This is a genomic window from Acidovorax sp. (assembly GCF_047607405.1).
Taxonomy (GTDB): domain Bacteria; phylum Pseudomonadota; class Gammaproteobacteria; order Burkholderiales; family Burkholderiaceae_C; genus Acidovorax.
Window position 1 is genome coordinate 1 of record NZ_JASGDA010000073.1, and the last position, 19,573, is coordinate 19,573.

The following is a 19,573-nucleotide window of genomic DNA, read 5'->3' on the forward strand; positions in this document are numbered from 1 at the left end:
CGAGGCCGCCGCCGCCGTGGCCGAGCGCGTGGGCCTGGGCGCGCAGCTGCAGCGGCCCGCCGGCGCGCTGTCGCACGGCGAGCAGCGCCAGCTCGAAGTGGGCCTGGCGCTGGCCCTGCAGCCGCAACTGCTGCTGCTCGACGAACCCATGGCCGGCATGGGCCCGCACGAGGCCGAGCGCATGGTGGCGCTGCTGCAGTCGCTGCGCGGCGGCACCACGCTGCTGCTGGTGGAGCACGACATGGACGCCGTCTTCCGCCTGGCCGACCGCATCTCCACGCTGGTCTTCGGCCGCGTGATCGCCAGCGGCACGCCCGCCGAGATCCGCGAGCACCCCGAGGTGCGCCGCGCCTACCTGGGCGACGAACTGCCGGAGGCCGCATGACCGCTCTGCTGGAGGTGCAAGACCTGGAAACCGCCTACGGCAGCAGCCAGGTGCTGTTCGGCGTGCACCTCGCCATCGCCCAGGGCGAGGCCGCGACGCTGCTGGGCCGCAACGGCATGGGCAAGACGACCACGGTGCGCTCTCTGCTCGGCCTCGTGCGCCCGCGCGGCGGCAGCGTGTACTTTCTGGGCGAGCGCATCGACGGCCTGCCGCCCGACCGCATCGCGCGTCGCGGCATGGCCATCGTGCCCGAGGGGCGGCAGATCTTCCCCAACCTGTCTGTACGAGAGAACCTGCTGGCCTTCGCTGCCCGGCGCAACGCCAGCAAGGAGCCGTGGACGCTGGAGCGCGTCTATCACCTGTTCCCGCGCCTGGCCGAGCGCCAGCGCAACATGGGCAACCAGCTCTCGGGCGGCGAGCAGCAGATGCTGGCCATAGCCCGCGCGCTGATGACCAACCCGCACCTGCTGATCCTCGACGAAGCCACCGAGGGCCTGGCGCCGCTGGTGCGCGAGGAGATCTGGCAGTGTCTGGCCACGCTGCGCGCCCAGGGCCAGACGCTGCTGGTGATCGACAAGTACGTGCAGCGCCTCATCCGCCTGGCGGACCGCCACACCATCATCGAGCGCGGGCGCGTGGCGTGGCAGGGCACATCAAACGCGCTGGATGCCGACCATGGGCTGTGGCAGCGCTACGTCGGGGTGTAGGCTATCTTTTTTATAGCTGCTGGTGCTTGTCCATCAAGCGCTGGAGGCCAAAAACACTCATAAATCAGCGGTGGCGGGACTTCATCGCCCGCTCCACCTCGCGCTTGCCCTCGCGCTCCTTGATCGTGTCGCGCTTGTCGTGCTCGGCCTTGCCCTTGGCCAGCGCGATCTCGCACTTCACGTAGCCGTTCTTCCAGTGCAGGTTCAGGGGCACCAGGGTGTAGCCCTTTTGCTCGATCTTGCCGATCAGGCGCTTGATCTCGTCCTTCTTGAGCAGCAGCTTCTTGGTGCGCCCGGCCTCGGGGTTGACGTGCGTCGATGCCGTCTTGAGCGGGTGGATCAGGCAGCCCAGCAGGTACAGCTCGCCGTCACGGATCAGCACGTAGCCGTCGGTCAACTGCACCTTGCCCTGGCGCAGCGCCTTCACCTCCCAGCCGTGCAGCACCATGCCCGCCTCGTGGCGCTCCTCGAAGAAATAGTTGAACGCCGCCTTTTTGTTTTCGGCGATGCGGGCGGGGGAATCGGGTTTCTTGGCCATGGAAGCTCAGGTGCGGCTCCCTACAATGGCAGCCGTTGGAAAGACCCGCGATTCTAAGTTCCCCCGGCTGCATGAAAACCGTCCACAAGTCCGTCCTCATCTGGTACAGCCCGCAAGAGATGTTTGCCCTGGTCACCGGCGTGGAGCATTACCCCGAGTTCCTGCCCTGGTGCGACCGGGCCACCGTGCTGGAGCGCACCCCAGACGGCATGACGGCCGAGGTGGGCATCGCCTTCAGCGGCATCCACCAGTCTTTCGTCACGCGCAACACGCACGAGACGCAGGGCGCCACCCTGCGCGTGCGCATGCAGCTCGTCAAGGGCCCGTTCTCGCGGCTGGACGGCGACTGGCACTTTCACCCCGTGGGCGACGGCGGCCAGCGCGCCTGCAAGGTAGAGCTGCAACTGAACTACGGTTTCGACGGCGCGGCCCTGGCCACGCTGGTAGGCCCGGTGTTCGACCGCATCGCGGGCAGCATGGTCGATGCGTTCGTCAAGCGTGCCGAACAGGTGTACGGGTGATGCGCGTGACCCTGGTGGCCTGCACCGGCCCGCGCGAGGTGCGCGAATGGGCGCTGGACTTGCCCCCGGGCGCCGTGGTGCGCGATGCGCTGCAAGCTGCGGGGGTGGAGGGTGAGTCGGTCGGTGTATGGGGCCGCGCCGTCAGCTCGGATGCCGCCTTGCGCGATGGCGACCGCGTGGAAACCTACCGCCCCCTGAAAGTGGACCCCAAGGTTGCCCGCCGCGAGCGCTTCGCCCGCCAGGGTGCGCGCACTGCGGGCCTGTTCAACCGCCAGCGCCCCGGCGGCAAGGCCGGTTACTGAAACCACCTGCGCAGCGGCCCAGGGGGTTGTCCCCTACTTGCAGTCGCTGGCGATGATTTCGTTGATGCGCTTGACCTCGGCGGCGCGCCCGGCTTCGTCCAGGTAGATGCGTTCGCCCTGGGCGTTGGCCTGGGTCACGGGCTTGCCGGAGTCGAACACCGCCTTGCTCTGGCGCGCGCGGGTGCAGTTGTCGGCCCGGGCCTTGGCGATCTTTTCTTCCTCGGCCTTCTTCTTGGCGGCCTCGGCGGCCTCGGCCTGCGCCTTCTTTTCTTCCAGCTCCTTGTCCTTGCCGGTGCCCGGGGCGGACGCCGCCAGCGCGGGCTTGGGTGCCGACGCCGCGCCGTCGGCTGCGGGCGGGGTCACAGCGACCGGGGCAGCGCGACCGCCGCCCGGCTGCTTCAGGATGCTCTTGGCGGGAATGTCGTTGGGCGGCGGGCGGTCGCTGAAGACCTTGCGCCCGTCCTTGTCGATCCACTGCCATTGCGCCGCCGCGCCCATGGCCCAGGTGCAGGCCACGGCCAGCAGGAGAAGCTTGTGCATTGCTTTCATGGCGACGGAGTTTATCCCTCTGGTCACACCGCCGCCAGTGCGCGCGCAGGCTGTGGCGGCGCGGGTACAATCCGTTTTTTGGAGCTTATCTCATGCGCCTTCTAGGAAAAGCGCTCACCTTCGACGATGTGTTGCTGGTGCCGGCGTACTCCCAGGTCCTGCCCAAGGACACGTCCCTCGCGACGAAACTCTCCCGCAACATCCAACTGAACCTGCCGCTCGTGTCCGCCGCCATGGACACAGTGACCGAGGCGCGCCTGGCCATCGCCATCGCGCAAGAGGGCGGCATCGGCATCGTCCACAAAAACCTGACTGCGCAAGAGCAGGCCGCGCACGTCGCCAAGGTCAAGCGCTACGAATCCGGCGTGCTGCGCGACCCGGTGGTCATCACGCCCGAGCACACGGTGCTGCAGGTGCTGCAGCTGTCCGAGCAGCTCGGCATCTCGGGCTTTCCGGTGTGCGACGGCGGCAAGGTCGTCGGCATCGTTACGGGCCGCGACATGCGCTTTGAAACGCGCTTTGACGTGAAGGTGCGCGAAATCATGACCCCGCGCGAGAAGCTCATCACCGTGAACGAGCGCGACGGCACCACGCCCGCGCAGGCCAAGGCGCTGCTCAACAAGCACAAGCTCGAACGCATCCTGGTCATCAACGACGCTTTTGAGCTGAAGGGCCTCATCACCGTCAAGGACATCACCAAGCAAACCACCTTCCCCAACGCCGCGCGCGACAGCAACGGTCGCCTGCGCGTGGGCGCTGCCGTGGGCGTGGGCGAGGGCACCGAGGAGCGCGTCGAGGCGCTGGTGAAAGCGGGCGTGGATGCCATCGTGGTGGACACCGCCCACGGCCACAGCAAGGGCGTGATCGACCGCGTGCGTTGGGTCAAGCAGAACTACCCGCAGGTGGACGTGATCGGCGGCAACATCGCCACCGGCGCGGCAGCCTTGGCGCTGGCCGAGGCGGGCGCGGATGCCGTCAAGGTCGGCATCGGCCCCGGCAGCATCTGCACCACCCGCATCGTGGCGGGTGTGGGCGTGCCGCAGATCATGGCGATCGACAGCGTGGCGACGGCCCTCAAAGGCACGGGCGTTCCGCTGATCGCCGATGGCGGCATCCGCTACAGCGGCGATATCGCCAAGGCCCTGGCCGCAGGCGCCAGCGCGGTGATGATGGGCGGCATGTTCGCGGGCACCGAAGAAGCGCCCGGCGAGGTCATCCTGTTCCAGGGCCGCAGCTACAAGAGCTACCGTGGCATGGGCAGCATCGGCGCCATGCAGCAGGGCAGCGCCGACCGGTACTTTCAGGAGTCGAGCACCGGCAACCCCAACGCCGACAAGCTCGTGCCCGAGGGCATCGAGGGCCGCGTGCCCTACAAGGGCAGCATGGTCAGCATCGTCTATCAGATGGCGGGCGGCGTGCGCGCCAGCATGGGCTACTGCGGCTGCGCGACCATCGAAGAGATGAACAACAAGGCAGAGTTCGTCGAGATCACCACCGCAGGCATCCGCGAAAGCCACGTCCACGACGTGCAGATCACCAAGGAAGCGCCCAACTACCGGGCCGACTGATACTATCGTTTTGATAGCTGCCAGCGCTTGTCAGATAAGCGCTGGAGGCCGATTTCATTCAAAAAATCGCCATGCAACACCAGAAAATCCTCATCCTCGACTTCGGCTCGCAAGTCACCCAGCTCATCGCCCGCCGCGTGCGCGAGGCGCACGTCTATTGCGAGGTACACCCTTGCGACGTGACGGACGACTGGGTGCGTGAATACGCCAAGGACGGCGCGCTCCGTGGCGTGATCCTCTCCGGCAGCCACGCCAGCGTGTATGAGGTGGATGACAGGGCGCCCGACGCCGTGTTCACCCTCGGCGTGCCCGTGCTGGGCATCTGCTACGGCATGCAGACCATGGCGCAGCAATTGGGCGGCAAGGTCGAAGGCTCGCACACCCGCGAGTTTGGCTACGCCGAGGTACGCGCGCGCGGCCACACGGCGCTGTTCGCGGGTCTGGCCGACTTCACCACGCCCGAAGGCCACGGCATGCTTAAGGTGTGGATGAGCCACGGCGACAAGGTGACCGAGCTGCCGCCGGGCTTCAAGCTGATGGCAAGCACCGATTCCTGCCCCATCGCGGGCATGGCCGACGAGGAGCGCCGCTTCTACGCCGTGCAGTTCCACCCCGAAGTCACGCACACCGTGCAGGGCAGGGCGATCCTCGACCGCTTCGTGCTCGGCATCTGCGGCACGCGCCCCGATTGGGTCATGAGAGACCACATCGCCGAAGCCGTGGAGCAGATCCGCCAGCAAGTGGGCGACGAGGAAGTGATCCTGGGCCTCTCGGGCGGCGTGGACTCCAGCGTGGCCGCCGCGCTCATCCACCGCGCCATCGGCGACCAACTGACCTGCGTGTTCGTGGACCACGGCCTGCTGCGCCTGAATGAAGGCGACATGGTCATGGACATGTTCGCGGGCAAGCTGCACGCCAAGGTCGTGCGCGTGGACGCGAGCGACCTGTTCCTGGGCAAGCTCGCGGGCGTGAGCGACCCCGAGCAAAAGCGCAAGATCATCGGCGGCCTGTTCGTGGACGTATTCAAGGCCGAAGCCGCCAAGCTGACGGCGTCGGGCGCTTCGAAAAAAGGAGCAAAGTGGCTGGCCCAGGGCACCATCTACCCCGACGTGATCGAGAGCGGCGGCGGCAAAGCCAAGAAAGCCGTCACCATCAAGAGCCACCACAACGTCGGCGGCCTGCCCGAACAGTTGGGCCTGAAGCTGCTGGAGCCGCTGCGCGACCTGTTCAAGGACGAAGTGCGCGAACTCGGCGTGGCCCTGGGCCTGCCGCCCGAGATGGTCTATCGCCACCCCTTCCCCGGCCCCGGCCTGGGCGTGCGCATCCTGGGCGAGGTGAAAAAGGACTACGCCGACCTGCTGCGCCGCGCCGACGCCATCTTCATCGAGGAACTGCGCAACTTCCGCGACGAAGCCACGGGCAAGACCTGGTACGACCTGACCAGCCAGGCGTTCACCGTCTTCCTGCCCGTCAAGAGCGTGGGCGTGATGGGCGACGGTCGAACCTACGACTACGTGGTCGCGCTGCGCGCCGTACAAACCAGCGACTTCATGACGGCGGATTGGGCAGAGCTGCCTTATGCGCTGCTCAAGAAGGTGTCTTCAAGAATCATTAACGAGGTGCGCGGCATCAACCGCGTGACCTACGACGTGAGCAGCAAGCCGCCTGCGACGATTGAGTGGGAGTGAGTCAGGTTTGAGGCAATTTTGGCCACAAACCCTTATACAGAAAGCGCAGACAGCTATCAAATAGATAGTAATTCCCCATGCCCAGGCGCATGGTTCTGCGCGCAGCGCAGCAGGGCCCGGGCGTGCTCGCGCACCGCGTCGCGCAGCGCTGGGGGCTCCAGCACGGTAAAGGCGCACGGCAGACGGGCCAACTGGCGCGCGTACCAGGCCAGGTCGTCCACCTGGCTGTGCAGCAGCACGCCGCCGGGGTGGGGCTGGAACAGGCCGATGGCGTCGAACAGCGCTTCGCGTGCGGTCGCCAGGTCGGTGTGCAGCAGCACGCGCACGGCCAGTGCGCGCGGCAGCGAGGCCAGGCCGAGCGCGAGGTGGCGCACGGCGTCGAAGTCCTCGGGCACGCCGAAGGACGCGGGCAGGGGGCGCAGGCTGGCGATGCGGTCCAGTCGGAACGAGCGCAGGCCGCCGCGCAGGTGGCAGTGCCCCACGGCGTACCAGTGTCCGCCGCGCCAGGCCAGGCCGTAGGGATCGAAGGCTCGGGCCGTGGCCTCGCCCCGGGCGGAGCGGTAGTCCATGTGGACGCTCTGGCGCGCGTGGGCGGCGGCGCTGAGGGTCAGCAGCGCCTCGCGGCTGGCGGGCGCGCCGGGGCGGGCGATGTCGAGCTGCACCGTCTCGCCCAGGGCGCGCACGCGGCGCTGCAGGGGCGCGGGCATCACGCGCTCCAGCTTGGCGCGGGCGCTCTCGGTGGCGGGCGCGGCCTCGGCCAGCCCCAGGCCGCGCGCCGCGAGCAGGCCCACGGACAGCGCCAGCGCCTCGTCGTCGGTGAACACCATGGGCGGCAGCTTGAAGCCCGGCATAAGGCGATAAGCGCCGTAGCGTCCGCGCTCCGCGACGACGGGGATGCCCAGGTCTTCCAGCTTGCGGATGTAGCGGCGCAGCGTGCGCGCATCCACGCCGATGCGCTCGGCCAGCTCGGGGCCGCTGAGGGCGCCGCGCGCCTGCAGCAGCTCCAGCACGGCGAGCACGCGGGTGGTGGGTGACGGCATGGGGCGCATCATCGCATTCAATCAGGGCGGATATTGCCCTGATTGGCGGCTAGATTACTGCGCATGGAATCTCTCGCGCTGCAGCACACGGCCCACTTGTGGCTGTTCTTCGTCATCCTGCTGGGGGTCATCGCGCTGCCCGGGCTGGACATGGCCTTCGTCATGGCCAGCGCGCTGGTGGGCGGGCGGCGCGCGGGGCTGGGGGCGGTGGCGGGCATCGTGGCGGGCGGGGCGGTACACACGGCGCTGGGGGCGTTGGGCGTAGGGGTCGTGCTGCGGCTGTTTCCGGCGGCGTTCAACGGGCTGCTGGCGGCGGGGGCGCTGTACGTGGGGTGGATCGGCCTTTCGCTGCTGCGCAGCCGCTTTGCCTTTGACGGCGCGGTGCAGACGCAGCCCCGCCCGCTCGCGGCGACCTTTTGGCGGGCCATGCTGACCTGCCTGACGAACCCCAAGGCCTGCGTGTTCATGCTGGCGGTGTTCCCGCAGTTCCTGCGACCGGAGTACGGGCCTGTGGCGGTTCAGGCGGTTGTCATGGGGCTCATCATTGCGGCCACGCAGGCGGTGGTGTATGGCGCCGTCGCGCTGGGCGCGGGCCAGGCGCGGGAGCATCTGGCCCGCCACCCCGGCGCCAGCCTGTGGGCGGCGCGCGGCGTGGGGGCGCTGCTGGTGCTGGCTTCGATGTGGACCGCTTGGGAGGGCTGGAAGCTTTAGCGTTTTTCAGGCTTGGGCGCGGCCCCTGCCTTGCCCGCCTTCACCGCCTCGTTCGCCCGTTGCAGCAGCACCGCGCAGTTCGCGTCGTCCTCGGCCGCCGGGACGGTCACGGGCACCAGCGCCAGCGCGGCGGGCGCCACCGCCACGGCAGCCACGGCAGCGCCCGCGCGCAGCAGCAGCGGGCCGGGTTCCAGACCGACCTTGGGGGCGGCAAAGTCGCCGCGCACGTACAGCGGCGTGCGCAGCGAGAAGAACTTCCACTGCAGCGACTCGGGCTTGACGCGCAGGTCCAGGTACTCGTTGCGCAGGTCCACCGTGCCCACGGCTTCGACCACGGCTTCCTCGGTGCTGAGCTTGACGGAGCGGGTCTGCGCCACGCCGTCCTTGACGGCAAAGTCGGCCACGGCGCAGCGCAGCCGCACTTCCTTGTTCTCGCCGAACAGCTTGGCCACGACCACGCTGCCCACGTTGAGCGCGGCCAGGTCCAGCAACTGCTTGCTGAAGGTGCCGTCGCGGATGTACAGCCGCGCCTCGCCCGAGCTGCTGCCCAGCATGCGCGCCACCGAGTTGCCGCTGGCCGACAGGGCCACGGCGCCGTCCAGGCGGCCAAAGCTCTTGTCCATCAGCTCGACCTTGGGGAACAGCGCAGACAGCTTCAGCCCCTCGACCGTGCCGTGCAGCTGCGTCTTGAGCGGCTGGGTGCGGCTGTCCAGCACGACCTTCGAGTCGATCCGGCCCTGTGCCACGCCGAAGCGCAGGGGCGACAGCGTGAGCTGCGCGTTGTCCAGCACCGCGTGTACGCTCAGGTTTTCGATGGGCAGGCTCTCAGGGCGCAGGATGCGCTCGCCGGTGAAGGTGATGTCCATGTCCATGGCGTTCCAGCGGTCGGTGGCGAAGGGCGCGTCGGGCAGCACCTTGCCCGGGCGGGTGGATGCGCTCTTGCCCTCGCCGGACGGCGCGCCGACCACGGGGCCCAGGTCCGCCAGCCGCAGTTGCTTGGATGTCATGGTGCCCTGCAGCCGGGGGCGGGGCTGGGCGGACGTGTAGGTCAGGCTGCCGTGCAGGTCGCTTTCGCCCACGGTGCCCTGAAAGTCGCGGTACTCCCACGTGGCGCGCCCGGGCTGCAGGCTGCCGACGAGGCGACCGCGCGTCTGGAACGGCGGTGTGCTGGGCAGCACCAGGCCGGTCAGGTCGAACAGGTCGGCCATGCTGCCGGCCTGCAGCATGACCTGCAGGTCCATGCCCGACAGTGCGGCGGGGTTGGCCAGCGTGCCCTCCGCCTCGGCGCGCACGTTCCCTGCGCGGGCCTTGAAGCGCAGCGGGTAGTTCACCGTCTGCTCGCGCAGCGTCAGCAGGTGCCCGGCCTGGCCCTCGCCCTCGACGCGCGCCTTGCCGTAGCGGCCCTGCAGCGTGGCCCGCACGCCGTACTTGCCCGGCGCCTGGCCGGGGGGCGTGCCGTCGGTGGCGTCGCCGTCGGTGGTGTCGACGTGTACGCGCAGCGCCAGGTCCTTGGCGCCGTCCGCGTAGCCCAGCCAGCCGTCGCGGATGACGAGCTGGCCCAGGCTCAGGCTCCAGGGGCTGCTGCTTTGGTCGGCAGCGTTGTCGCTCTTGAGGGTCCAGTTGTTGCTGCCGTCCGCGCGGCGGCCCAGCACGATGTCGGGCGCGGTCAACTCCACCGTGTCCAGCGCCACGGTGCGTGCGAGCAGCGGCAGCAGGCGCAGTGTGGCGCTGGCCTGGGCGATGGTGCCCATCGTCTGCGCATCGCGGACGGGCTTGTTTTCGCCAGCGGTCTTGCGCGGCACGGCGGGCAGCGCCTTGTCGCCCGCTTGCGGCGCCTCGGCGATGGCGAAGCCGGGCGGGTTGTCCATGACCAGTTGCTTGGCCTGCACCGTCACGCCCGGCACCCAGCGGCGCCAGCCTTGCTCCAGGGGCTGGGGCCAGTGCCAGTCGGCGGACAGGTCGCCCTCGATGGCAAAGCGCCTGCCCGTGGCCTCGCTCACCTTGTCGTTGATCCAGGGGCGGGCGCGGTTCCAGTCCCAATGGGCCAGCACCACGGCGGCGGCCACCAGCAGCGCCAGCAGCACGGCAAGAACGCCCAGCAGCCAGCGCAGGGCGCGGCGGGGCAGGGAGGAGGTGGGCATCGGTTCAGCGGGTTTCGTCATCGTCATCGGCTGTCGGGTGTGGGGGCCATGCTAGTGCGGCATGCGGGGGTTGGGCGGGTTCCAGTCGCCATTGCCAACCTTGTCCTACAAGAGGGCGGTGCCGAATGCGGCCCGCACCTACAATCGCCGCCCCATGCACAACCCCCGCGATCCCCAGGTTCTGCCCATGCGCGACGGTGTCAGCCCCAGTTGCGTGGTGCTGCCGTCGCAGGTCCCGCAAGGGCAGGGCAGCATGCTCGACTTTCTGGCCCAGCGCCTGCCCGCCGTCAGCCGCGCGGACTGGCTGGCGCGCATGGCGGCAGGCGAGGTGGTGGACGAGCATGGCGTGCCTGTCACGCCGCAGCGCGCCTTCGAGCGCGGCATCCGCGTCTATTACTACCGGCATTTGCCCGTGGAGCCGCAGATCCCGTTCACGGAAACCGTGCTCTACCAGGACGCGCACATCCTGGTGGCCGACAAGCCGCACTTCCTGCCCGTGACGCCCGGCGGGCGCTACCTGCAAAGCACGCTGCTGGTGCGCCTCAAGCGCCGCCTGAACCTGCCGGACCTCTCGCCCCTGCACCGCATCGACCGCGACACGGCGGGGCTGGTGCTGCTGTCGGTGTGCAAAAGCTCGCGCGGGGCGTACCAGGCGCTGTTTCGCGACCACCGCATCGCCAAACACTACGACGCCATCGCACCCTGGCGTGAGGGCCTGGCCTTTCCGCGTGTGTACGAGAGCCGACTGGAGGAAAGCCCGCAGTTCTTTCGCATGCACGAAGTGCCTGGCGAGCCCAACAGCCGCACGCACATGGACGTGGCCGAGGTCTCGGCCTGCGGCACCTGGGCGCGCTACCGCCTGTCGCCCGTGACGGGCAAGCGCCACCAACTGCGCGTCCACATGGCGGCGCTGGGGCTGTCGCTGCGCAATGACCCGTTCTACCCGGTGGTCAACGACCCGCCCGAGGGCGACTACTCGCGGCCCCTGCAGCTGCTGGCGCGGTCGCTGGCCTTTGACGACCCTTTGACCGGCGAGCCGCGGTTCTTTGAAAGCAGCCAGCGCCTGGCCTTTGCCTGAAACAAGCCCCAGCCACCGGCGCGTTCTGAGGCCCCGCGCCGCTGTAGCCGTCCCGCAGCACGCTGCGGGTGCGCGATGGGGTGCCTGGGCTGTCGCCCCTGGTGCGGCTGCCGGGGGCGGGCGGGTTCCAAGAATATGAGTCAAATTGGCCTCTAGCGCCTATGGGATAAGCGCGAGCAGCTATCAATTGCATAGTAATCACAGCGCTGGCCCTGTTCTTGCAATTCGCCATGGGCTGTCGGCCTGGTGTTTACCCTGTATAGACAGGTATATCAAAACCGCCATCATGGCGGCTGCGATGGCGTTGCAGGTCGGCCACTTTTTCTTCACAAGGAGCAGACGATGACGATGAGGACTCAATCGAAACGGGCGGCGCTGGCCGTGGCATGCGTGGCGGCCCTGGCCGCCCCGGCCCAGGCGCAGGACACGAAGATCACGCTGGGCATGTCGGGCTGGACGGGCTTCGCCCCGCTGACCCTGGCCGACAAGGCGGGCATCTTCAAGAAGAACGGCCTGGACGTGGAGCTGAAGATGATTCCGCAGAAAGACCGCCACTTGGCGCTGGCCTCCAAGGCCATCCAGTGCGCGGCGACCACGGTCGAGACGCACGTGGCCTGGAACACCAACGGCGTGCCCATCGTGCAGATCTTCCAGCTCGACAAGAGCTACGGCGCGGACGGCATCGCCGTGCGCAACGACGTGAAGACCTTTGCCGACCTGAAGGGCAAGACCGTGGCCGTGGACGCGCCCGGTACCGCCTCGTACTTCACGCTGGCCTGGCTGCTGTCCAAGAACGGCATGAGCGTGAAGGACGTGAAGACGCTCACCCTGGCGCCGCAGCCGGCCGCGCAGTCCTTCGTCGCGGGCCAGAACGACGCTGCCGTGACGTACGAGCCCTACCTCTCCACCGTGCGCGCCAACCCCGCGTCGGGCAAGATTCTGGCGACCACGCTGGAATTTCCGCACATCATGGACACGGTGGGCTGCGCGCCCGAATGGCTCAAGGCCAACCCCAAGGCCGCCAAGGCGCTGGCGGACTCGTACTTCGAGGCGCTGGAGATGATCAAGGCCGACCCGGCCAAGTCCAACGACATCATGGGCGCGGCGGTCAAGCAGACGGGCGAGGCGTTCGGCAAGTCGTCCAGCTACCTGCGCTGGCAGGACAAGGCGGCCAACCAGAAGTTCTTTGCGGGCGAGCTGCAGCAGTTCATGAAGGACGCGGCAGCCATCCTGCTGGAGGCGGGCGTCATCCGCAAGCTGCCGGACAACTACACGGCCATGTACGACGACAGCTTCATCAAGTGAGCAAAGCCCTGCCATGAACCACGCGACGCGCCGCCGCCTCGCCCCGCTGGAGCCCGTGCGGCCTGTCACGCGCTGGCTGCTGGGCGTGGCTTTCTTCATCCTGTTCTTTGTGGTTTGGGCGGCCTTCACGCTGGGCGGCTTCGTGTCGCCCACGTTCCTGGCGAGCCCCGTCGCCATGGCGCACGAGGGCTGGCTGCTGTTCACCGAGTTCGGCTTTCTGCACGACATCGGCATGACGGTCTGGCGCGTGCTGGGCGGCTTCGTGCTGGCCGCCATCGTGGCCGTGCCGCTGGGCATTGCCATGGGCGCGCACAAGGGCGTGGAGGCGTTTTTGGAGCCCTTCGTGTCGTTCTGCCGCTACCTGCCCGCGTCGGCCTTCATCCCGCTGCTCATCCTGTGGGCGGGGCTGGGCGAGCTGCAGAAGCTCCTGGTGATCTTCATCGGCTCGGTGTTCCAGATCATCCTGATGGTGGCCGTCACGGTGGGCAATGCGCGCAAGGACCTGGTGGAGGCTGCCTACACGCTGGGCGCCAGCGCCAACGGCATCGTGCGCCGCGTGCTCATCCCCGGCGCCGCGCCCGACATCGCCGAGACGCTGCGGCTGGTGCTGGGCTGGGCCTGGACGTACGTGATCGTGGCGGAGCTGATCGGCTCGTCCTCGGGCATAGGCCACATGATCACCGACAGCCAGGCGCTGCTGAACACGGGGCAGATCATCTTCGGCATCATCGTCATCGGCCTCATCGGGCTGGTGTCCGACGCCCTGTTCAAGTGGGCCAACCGCCGCCTTTTTGCCTGGAGCGCGCTGTGAGTGAATTGAGCATCCAGGGTGTCTCGCGCACCTTCACCACGGCCAAGGGCCAGGCCACGCAGGCGCTGCTGCCGGTGGACTTTCACGTCCATGACAACGACTTCGTGACCATCCTCGGCCCCTCGGGCTGCGGCAAGTCCACCATGCTGCGCATCGTGGCAGGGCTGGACTATCCCACCGCTGGCCGCGTGCTGCTGGACGGCAAGCCCGTGCAAGGCCCGGGCGCCGACCGGGGCATGGTGTTCCAGAGCTACACGCTGTTCCCGTGGCTCACCATCGAGCAGAACATCCGCTTCGGCCTGCGCGAGCGTGGCATGCCGGAAAGCGCGCAGAAGGAGCGCGCCGCCTACTTCATTGCCAAGGTGGGGCTGCGCGGCTTCGAGCAGCACTACCCCAAGCAGCTCTCGGGCGGCATGCAGCAGCGCACGGCCATTGCGCGTGCGCTGGCCAACGACCCCAAGATATTGCTGATGGACGAGCCCTTCGGCGCGCTGGACAACCAGACCCGCGTGCTCATGCAAGAGCTGCTGCTGGGCATATGGGAAGCCGAGCGCAAGACCGTGATGTTCGTTACCCACGACATCGACGAGGCCATCTTCATGGCCAACCGCGTGGCGGTTTTCAGTGCCCGGCCCGGGCGCATCAAGACCGAGCTGGCGGTCAACCTGCCGCACCCGCGCCATTACACGATCAAGACCAGCCCCGAGTTCATGGACTTGAAGGCGCGGCTGACGGAAGAAATCCGTGCCGAGTCCATGGCCGCCGATCTGCATTGATGAAGAACATGCCCGCCGCCCCGCGCAAGCTTGCCGAACCTGTGGCGCCCGCCATGGCGCTGTATGAGCAGGTCAAGGACCACATCGCGCGCCGCATCCAGGAGGGCGTGTGGCGGCCCGGCGACCGCCTGCCGTCCGAGAGCGAACTGGTCACGCAGTTCGGCATCTCGCGCATGACGGTGAACCGCGCGCTGCGCGAGCTGACCGAGCAGGGCCGCATCGTGCGCGTGGCGGGCGTGGGCAGCTTCGTGGCCGAGGACAAGCCGCAGTCCACGTTGCTGCAGATCGCCAACCTGGCCAGCGAAATCCGCCAGCGCGGGCACGACTACCGCTGCGACGTGCTGGTGGTGGAGCGCACGTCCGCCACGCTGGAAGTGGCCGCCGCGCTGGATATGCGCACGGGCGAGTCGGTGTTCCATTCGCTGTGCATCCACCGCGAGGACGGCCTGCCCGTGCAACTGGAAGACCGCTACGTCAGCCCGCGCCAGGTGCCCGGGTTCGCGGCGCAGGACTTCTCGCAGATTCAGCCGTCGGAGTACCTGGTGCGCAACGTGCCCTTCGACCAGATCGAGCACGTGGTCGATGCCGTCATGCCCACGCCCGAGCATGCCGCGCTGCTGGAGATGCCGCCGCAGGAGCCTTGCCTGCTGCTCACGCGCCGCACGTGGTCGCGCGGCGTGCCGATTACCGTGGTGCGCTGCCTGCACCCGGCCACGCGCTACCGGCTGGGCAGCCGCTTCCGGGCGGACGGGAACCCGGTGGCTGGCTGACCGCTTTCTCTTGGTGACAACTTGTATAGACAGGATCGTTTCATGGCACACAACATCACCCTGCACCCTGGCCGCGTCACGCTGGCCGAGCTGCGCCGCATCCACGCCGGGCCGGTGCAGCTGGCGCTGGACGCGTCGGCCCGCGCGCTCATGCAGGCATCGGAGGCCACGGTGCAGCGCATCGTGGAAGAAGACCAGGTTGTCTATGGCATCAACACCGGCTTTGGCAAGCTCGCCAGTACAAAAATAGCCCACGACCGGCTGGCCGAGCTGCAGCGCAACCTGGTGCTGTCGCACAGCGTGGGCACGGGCGATGCGCTGCCGGACGAGGTGGTGCGCCTCATCCTTGCCACCAAGGCCGTAAGCCTTGCGCGGGGGCATTCGGGCGTGCGGCCCGCGCTGGTGGATGCATTGCTGGCGCTGGCGAATGCGAACGTGCTGCCCGTCATCCCGGCCAAGGGCTCGGTGGGCGCGTCGGGCGACCTGGCGCCGCTGGCGCACCTGGCCTGCGTGCTGATCGGGGAGGGGCTGGCCAAGGTCAAGGGCGCGGTGGTTTCGGGCGCCGAGGCCATGCGCTCGGTTGGTTTGGAACCCTTCGTGCTGGGGCCGAAGGAAGGGCTGGCGCTGCTCAACGGCACGCAGGTTTCTACTTCGCTCGCGCTGGCGGGGCTGTTTGGCGCGGAGAGCGTGTTTGCCGCCGGTCTGGTGGCGGGCGCGCTGTCGCTCGAAGCCATCAAGGGCTCGGTCAAGCCCTTCGATGCGCGCATCCACGAGGCGCGGGGCCAGCCGGGGCAGATAGCCGTGGCCGCGGCGGTGCGCGCATTGCTCGATGGCAGCGCCATCGACCCCTCACACCCGAATTGCGGGCGTGTGCAAGACCCGTATTCCATCCGCTGCGTGCCGCAGGTCATGGGTGCGTGCCTGGACAACCTGCACCACGCCGCCCGGGTGCTCGCCATCGAGGCGAATGCCGCGTCCGACAACCCCTTGGTTTTTGAGAACGGCGACGTGATCTCGGGCGGCAACTTCCACGCCGAGCCCGTGGCCTTTGCCGCCGACATCATCGCGCTGGCCGTGGCCGAGATCGGCGCGATCTCCGAGCGCCGCCTGTCGCTGCTGCTCGACCCCGGCCTGTCGGGCCTGCCCGCGTTCCTGATCCGCGACAGCGGCGCGAACTCCGGCTTCATGATCGCGCAGGTCACTGCCGCCGCCCTGGCCGCTGAGAACCAGTGCCTTGCCAACCCCAGCAGCGTGACCAGCCTGCCCACATCCGCCAACCAGGAAGACCATGTGTCCATGGCCACCTACGGCGCGCGCCGCCTGGCGGACATGGTGCGCAACGCGGCGGTGATGGTCGGCATCGAGGCCATGGCCGCAGCGCAGGGCATGGAGTTCGACCGCTCGCTCAAGAGTTCGCCCCTGATCGAGCAGCAATTCGCCGCCATCCGCGAGCGCGTGGCCTTCCTGGCGCAAGACCGCTACCTCGCCCCCGACATCGAGGCCATGCGCGCCTGGGCGCAGCAGTCCGCATGGCCCGCGCCGCTCACCGCCTGCCTGCCCAGCCACATCTAAGGAGACCACCATGAACGCCAACGACGCCATCCTGTCTGCTGCCGCCAAAGACCCCCGCCACGACGCCAGCCGTGTCATCCGCGCACCGCGCGGCAGCGACATCACCTGCAAGAACTGGCTCATCGAAGCGGCCTACCGCATGATCCAGAACAACCTCGACCCCGAGGTGGCCGAGCGCCCGCAAGACCTGGTGGTCTATGGCGGCATTGGCCGCGCCGCGCGCAATTGGGAGTGCTACGACCAGATCCTGGCTTCGCTCAAAGCGCTGAACGAGGACGAATCCCTGCTCATCCAGTCCGGCAAGCCCGTAGGCGTGTTCAAGACGCATGCCAACGCGCCCCGCGTGCTGCTGGCCAATTCCAACCTCGTGCCCAAGTGGGCCAATTGGGAGCATTTCAGCGAACTCGACCAGAAGGGCCTGTTCATGTACGGCCAGATGACGGCGGGGAGCTGGATCTACATTGGCACCCAGGGCATCGTGCAAGGCACCTACGAAACCTTTGCCGAGGCGGCGCGCCAGCACTACGGCGGCTCGCTGGCGGGCCGGTGGATTCTGACCGCTGGCCTGGGCGGCATGGGCGGCGCGCAGCCGCTGGCCGCCACGTTCGCGGGCGCGGTGTCGCTCAACATCGAATGCCAGCAAAGCAGCATCGACTTTCGCCTGCGCACGCGCTACGTGGACAAGCAGGCGCGGGACATTGACCATGCCATCGCGCTGATCCAGCAACACACGGCAGCCAAGGAGGCGATCTCGATTGCCCTGCTGGGCAACGCCGCCGAAATCCTGCCCGAGTTGGTGAAACGCGCCAAGGCAGGCGGCTTGAAGCCCGACCTCGTGACCGACCAGACTTCGGCCCACGACCTGGTGAACGGCTACCTGCCCGCAGGCTGGACGGTGGCCCAATGGCGCGCCGCGCAGCAGGACGTGACGCAGCACGACGTGCTGAAAAAGGCCGCCGCCCGCTCCTGCGCTGTCCACGTGCAGGCCATGCTGGACTTCCAGTCCATGGGCATTCCCACCGTGGACTACGGCAACAACATCCGCCAGGTGGCCTTTGACGAAGGCGTGAAAAACGCCTTTGACTTCCCCGGCTTCGTGCCCGCCTACATCCGCCCGCTGTTCTGCGAGGGCAAGGGCCCGTTCCGCTGGGTGGCGCTCTCGGGCGACCCCGAGGACATCCGCAAGACCGACGCCAAGATCAAGGAGCTGTTCCCGGCCAACAAGCACGTCCACCGCTGGCTGGACATGGCGGGCGAGCGCATCGCCTTCCAGGGCCTGCCCGCCCGCATCTGCTGGCTGGGCCTGGGCGAGCGGCACATCGCGGGCCTTGCCTTCAACGAAATGGTGAAGAACGGCGAGCTGAAGGCCCCCATCGTCATCGGCCGCGACCACCTGGACACCGGCTCCGTCGCCAGCCCCAACCGCGAGACCGAAGGCATGCGCGACGGCACCGACGCCGTGAGCGACTGGCCGTTGCTCAACGCGCTGCTCAACACCGCAGGCGGCGCGACCTGGGTCAGCCTGCACCATGGCGGCGGCGTGGGCATGGGCTATTCGCAGCACTCGGGCATGGTCATCGTGGCCGACGGCACGGATGCCGCCGCCGAGCGCCTGGCCCGCGTGCTGGTCAACGACTGCGGCAGCGGCGTCATGCGCCATGCGGATGCGGGCTATGAACTGGCCGTGGAGACGGCGAAGAAGCAGGGCCTGAAGCTGCCGATGGTGAAGTGATGGACGATTTTCAGCAACGCCTGCAGCAACGCCTGAGCGATGACCAGGTGGCCGCCTTCGCCCGCGACGGCGCCATCTGCATCCAGCAGCTTCTGACGCCCGACGAGGTGGCCCTGCTGCGCGAAGGCATCGACGCCAACCTGGCCGCGCCCAGCCCCCGCGCCAAGATCGCCAGCCGCCCGGACGACCCAGGCCGCTTCTTCGAGGACTTCTGCAACTGGCAGGACATCCCGCAGTTCGGCCGCTTCGTGCGCGAAACACCGCTGGCCCTGGCCGCGCGGCGCCTCATGCAGTCGCGCCACGTGCGCCTGTACCACGACCATGTTCTGGTCAAGGAACCCGGCACGCGGCAAAAGACGCCCTGGCACCAGGACCAGCCCTACTACAACATCGAGGGCATGCAGAACGTGAGCATGTGGATCCCCGTCGATCCCGTCTCGCGCGCCGCCACGCTGGAGTTCGTGGCGGGTTCGCACAAAGGCCCGTGGCTGATGCCGCGCACCTTCATGGACAACCAGGCCAAGTGGTTCCCCGAAGGCAGCCTGCAAGACCTGCCCAACGTCGAGGCCGACCGCGACGCCTTCCCCATCGTCGGCTGGGAGATCGAGCCCGGCGACGTGGTGTGCTTTCACATGCTCACGCTGCATGCGTCCGGCGGGGTGGAGGGGCCCAACCGGCGGCGCGTGTTCTCGGTGCGCTTTCTGGGCGACGACATCCGCCACGCGCCCAGGCCGTGGAGGACCTCGCCGGAGTTCCCGGGGCTGGCCGATGAGCTGCCCGCCGGGGCAGCCATGGAGCACCCGCTGTTCCCCGTGCTGGTATGACCGTGCAGTTCCTCGACCTCGCCGCCATCCCCGCCACGCGGTGGAAGAACGGCGGCGGCAGCACGCGCGAGCTGGCCTGCTGGCCGCCGGGCGCGGGCATGGATGGCTTTGGCTGGCGCGTCAGCGTCGCCACCATCGCAGCGCCGGGGCCGTTCTCGGCCTTTGCGGGGGTGGACAGGCAGATCATGCTGCTGGACGGCGATGGCGTGTACCTGCGCGGCAGCGGCTGGCAGCACGCGCTGGGCGAGCGCTGGCAGCCCTTCGCCTTCTCGGGCGACGAGCCCGTGGACTGCGCCATGCTGGGCGGCACCTCGACCGACTTCAACCTCATGCTGCGCCGTGGCGCGTGGCGCGGCCAGGTGCAGGTGCTGCGCCAAGCGCCGCCCGCTGCGTCTGCCGGGCTGTGCATGGTGCTGCAGGGCCGGTGGCAAGGCTCGCGCCTTCTGGAACCCGGCCAGGGTTTCTGGTGGATGCAAGGGCAGGGCGAGCGCATCGCGCCAGTCAATAACGAATCCGTGCTGGCCTGGATCGCACTCGAAAAAATATGAATCAAAT

General features: G+C 68.3%; 20 protein-coding genes. 16 read left to right on the forward strand and 4 right to left on the reverse strand.

All coding sequences use genetic code 11. The features are described 5' to 3' along the window. Nucleotides 1-385, forward strand: a 385-nt coding sequence (locus tag QM569_RS08340; RefSeq protein ID WP_414986768.1) for an ATP-binding cassette domain-containing protein, incomplete at its 5' end; no start/stop codon positions are given. Next, nucleotides 382-1,092: an ABC transporter ATP-binding protein gene (locus QM569_RS08345; RefSeq protein WP_414986769.1), complete on the forward strand. Its 711-nt coding sequence runs from the start codon at nucleotides 382-384 to the stop codon at nucleotides 1,090-1,092. The genes QM569_RS08340 and QM569_RS08345, both read left to right, overlap by 4 nt. Nucleotides 1,093-1,156: 64 nt before the next feature. Here QM569_RS08345 and smpB read toward each other — a convergent pair whose 3' ends face one another. Then, a complete protein-coding gene (gene smpB / locus QM569_RS08350) occupies nucleotides 1,157-1,630 on the reverse strand; it encodes an SsrA-binding protein SmpB (RefSeq protein WP_414986770.1) in 474 nt (157 codons plus the stop codon). Nucleotides 1,631-1,701: 71 nt separating this feature from the next. Here smpB and QM569_RS08355 point away from each other — a divergent pair, with 71 nt between their 5' ends. Together QM569_RS08355 and QM569_RS08360 are read left to right on the forward strand one after the other, a co-directional pair. Then, nucleotides 1,702-2,151 (forward strand): type II toxin-antitoxin system RatA family toxin, encoded by a 450-nt coding sequence (locus tag QM569_RS08355; protein ID WP_414986771.1) that lies wholly within the window; start codon nucleotides 1,702-1,704, stop codon nucleotides 2,149-2,151. Beyond that, the gene (locus QM569_RS08360) at nucleotides 2,151-2,453 is read left to right on the forward strand and encodes an RnfH family protein (RefSeq protein ID WP_414986772.1); all 303 of its coding nucleotides are present in this window, start codon (nucleotides 2,151-2,153) and stop codon (nucleotides 2,451-2,453) included. The genes QM569_RS08355 and QM569_RS08360 overlap by 1 nt, the downstream gene beginning before the upstream one ends. Nucleotides 2,454-2,486: 33 nt before the next feature. Here QM569_RS08360 and QM569_RS08365 read toward each other — a convergent pair whose 3' ends face one another. After that, on the reverse strand, nucleotides 2,487-3,002 hold the full coding sequence (locus tag QM569_RS08365) for a DUF4124 domain-containing protein (RefSeq protein ID WP_414986773.1): 516 nt from the start codon (nucleotides 3,000-3,002) through the stop codon (nucleotides 2,487-2,489). Between the two features lie 92 nt (nucleotides 3,003-3,094). Between QM569_RS08365 and guaB the strand changes: the two genes are divergently transcribed. Together guaB and guaA are read left to right on the forward strand one after the other, a co-directional pair. After that, the gene (guaB, locus tag QM569_RS08370) at nucleotides 3,095-4,570 is read left to right on the forward strand and encodes an IMP dehydrogenase (RefSeq protein WP_414986774.1); all 1,476 of its coding nucleotides are present in this window, start codon (nucleotides 3,095-3,097) and stop codon (nucleotides 4,568-4,570) included. 71 nt (nucleotides 4,571-4,641) lie between these two features. Then, the gene (gene guaA / locus QM569_RS08375) at nucleotides 4,642-6,258 is read left to right on the forward strand and encodes a glutamine-hydrolyzing GMP synthase (RefSeq protein WP_414986775.1); all 1,617 of its coding nucleotides are present in this window, start codon (nucleotides 4,642-4,644) and stop codon (nucleotides 6,256-6,258) included. A gap of 56 nt (nucleotides 6,259-6,314) precedes the next feature. On the opposite strand, the gene QM569_RS08380 is transcribed toward guaA, so the two are convergent. Then, entirely contained in the window at nucleotides 6,315-7,298 is a 984-nt protein-coding gene (locus QM569_RS08380; protein WP_414986776.1) for a helix-turn-helix transcriptional regulator, read from the reverse strand. Between the two features lie 63 nt (nucleotides 7,299-7,361). Here QM569_RS08380 and QM569_RS08385 point away from each other — a divergent pair, with 63 nt between their 5' ends. Then, nucleotides 7,362-8,009 (forward strand): LysE family translocator, encoded by a 648-nt coding sequence (locus QM569_RS08385; protein WP_414986777.1) that lies wholly within the window; start codon nucleotides 7,362-7,364, stop codon nucleotides 8,007-8,009. Here QM569_RS08385 and QM569_RS08390 read toward each other — a convergent pair. Further along, nucleotides 8,006-10,150, reverse strand: coding sequence for an AsmA family protein (locus QM569_RS08390; RefSeq protein ID WP_414986778.1), 2,145 nt, complete (start codon nucleotides 10,148-10,150; stop codon nucleotides 8,006-8,008). The two genes, QM569_RS08385 and QM569_RS08390, sit on opposite strands and share 4 nt — an antisense overlap. 154 nt (nucleotides 10,151-10,304) lie before the next feature. Between QM569_RS08390 and QM569_RS08395 the strand changes: the two genes are divergently transcribed. The 9 genes from QM569_RS08395 (at nucleotide 10,305) to QM569_RS08435 (ending at nucleotide 19,566) form a co-directional block, all read left to right on the forward strand. Beyond that, nucleotides 10,305-11,228, forward strand: coding sequence for a pseudouridine synthase (locus QM569_RS08395; RefSeq protein WP_414986779.1), 924 nt, complete (start codon nucleotides 10,305-10,307; stop codon nucleotides 11,226-11,228). Between the two features lie 348 nt (nucleotides 11,229-11,576). Continuing rightward, nucleotides 11,577-12,533 carry an ABC transporter substrate-binding protein gene (locus QM569_RS08400; RefSeq protein WP_414986797.1) on the forward strand — a complete coding sequence of 319 codons (957 nt, stop codon included), beginning with the start codon at nucleotides 11,577-11,579 and terminating at the stop codon, nucleotides 12,531-12,533. Nucleotides 12,534-12,546: 13 nt separating this feature from the next. Further along, a complete protein-coding gene (locus QM569_RS08405) occupies nucleotides 12,547-13,344 on the forward strand; it encodes an ABC transporter permease (protein WP_414986780.1) in 798 nt (265 codons plus the stop codon). Then, nucleotides 13,341-14,120 (forward strand): ABC transporter ATP-binding protein, encoded by a 780-nt coding sequence (locus QM569_RS08410; RefSeq protein WP_414986781.1) that lies wholly within the window; start codon nucleotides 13,341-13,343, stop codon nucleotides 14,118-14,120. Before QM569_RS08405 ends, QM569_RS08410 begins: the two co-directional genes overlap by 4 nt. Beyond that, nucleotides 14,120-14,890 (forward strand): histidine utilization repressor, encoded by a 771-nt coding sequence (gene hutC / locus QM569_RS08415; RefSeq protein ID WP_414986782.1) that lies wholly within the window; start codon nucleotides 14,120-14,122, stop codon nucleotides 14,888-14,890. The genes QM569_RS08410 and hutC overlap by 1 nt, the downstream gene beginning before the upstream one ends. A 42-nt stretch (nucleotides 14,891-14,932) precedes the next feature. Further along, nucleotides 14,933-16,462 carry a histidine ammonia-lyase gene (hutH, locus tag QM569_RS08420; RefSeq protein WP_414986783.1) on the forward strand — a complete coding sequence of 510 codons (1,530 nt, stop codon included), beginning with the start codon at nucleotides 14,933-14,935 and terminating at the stop codon, nucleotides 16,460-16,462. Nucleotides 16,463-16,472: 10 nt separating this feature from the next. Beyond that, a complete protein-coding gene (gene hutU, locus QM569_RS08425; RefSeq protein ID WP_414986784.1) occupies nucleotides 16,473-18,194 on the forward strand; it encodes a urocanate hydratase in 1,722 nt (573 codons plus the stop codon). Continuing rightward, on the forward strand, nucleotides 18,194-19,018 hold the full coding sequence (locus tag QM569_RS08430; protein WP_414986785.1) for a phytanoyl-CoA dioxygenase family protein: 825 nt from the start codon (nucleotides 18,194-18,196) through the stop codon (nucleotides 19,016-19,018). Before hutU ends, QM569_RS08430 begins: the two co-directional genes overlap by 1 nt. Further along, nucleotides 19,015-19,566 (forward strand): HutD family protein, encoded by a 552-nt coding sequence (locus QM569_RS08435; protein WP_414986786.1) that lies wholly within the window; start codon nucleotides 19,015-19,017, stop codon nucleotides 19,564-19,566. Before QM569_RS08430 ends, QM569_RS08435 begins: the two co-directional genes overlap by 4 nt. The last annotated feature ends 7 nt before the right edge of the window (nucleotides 19,567-19,573 follow it).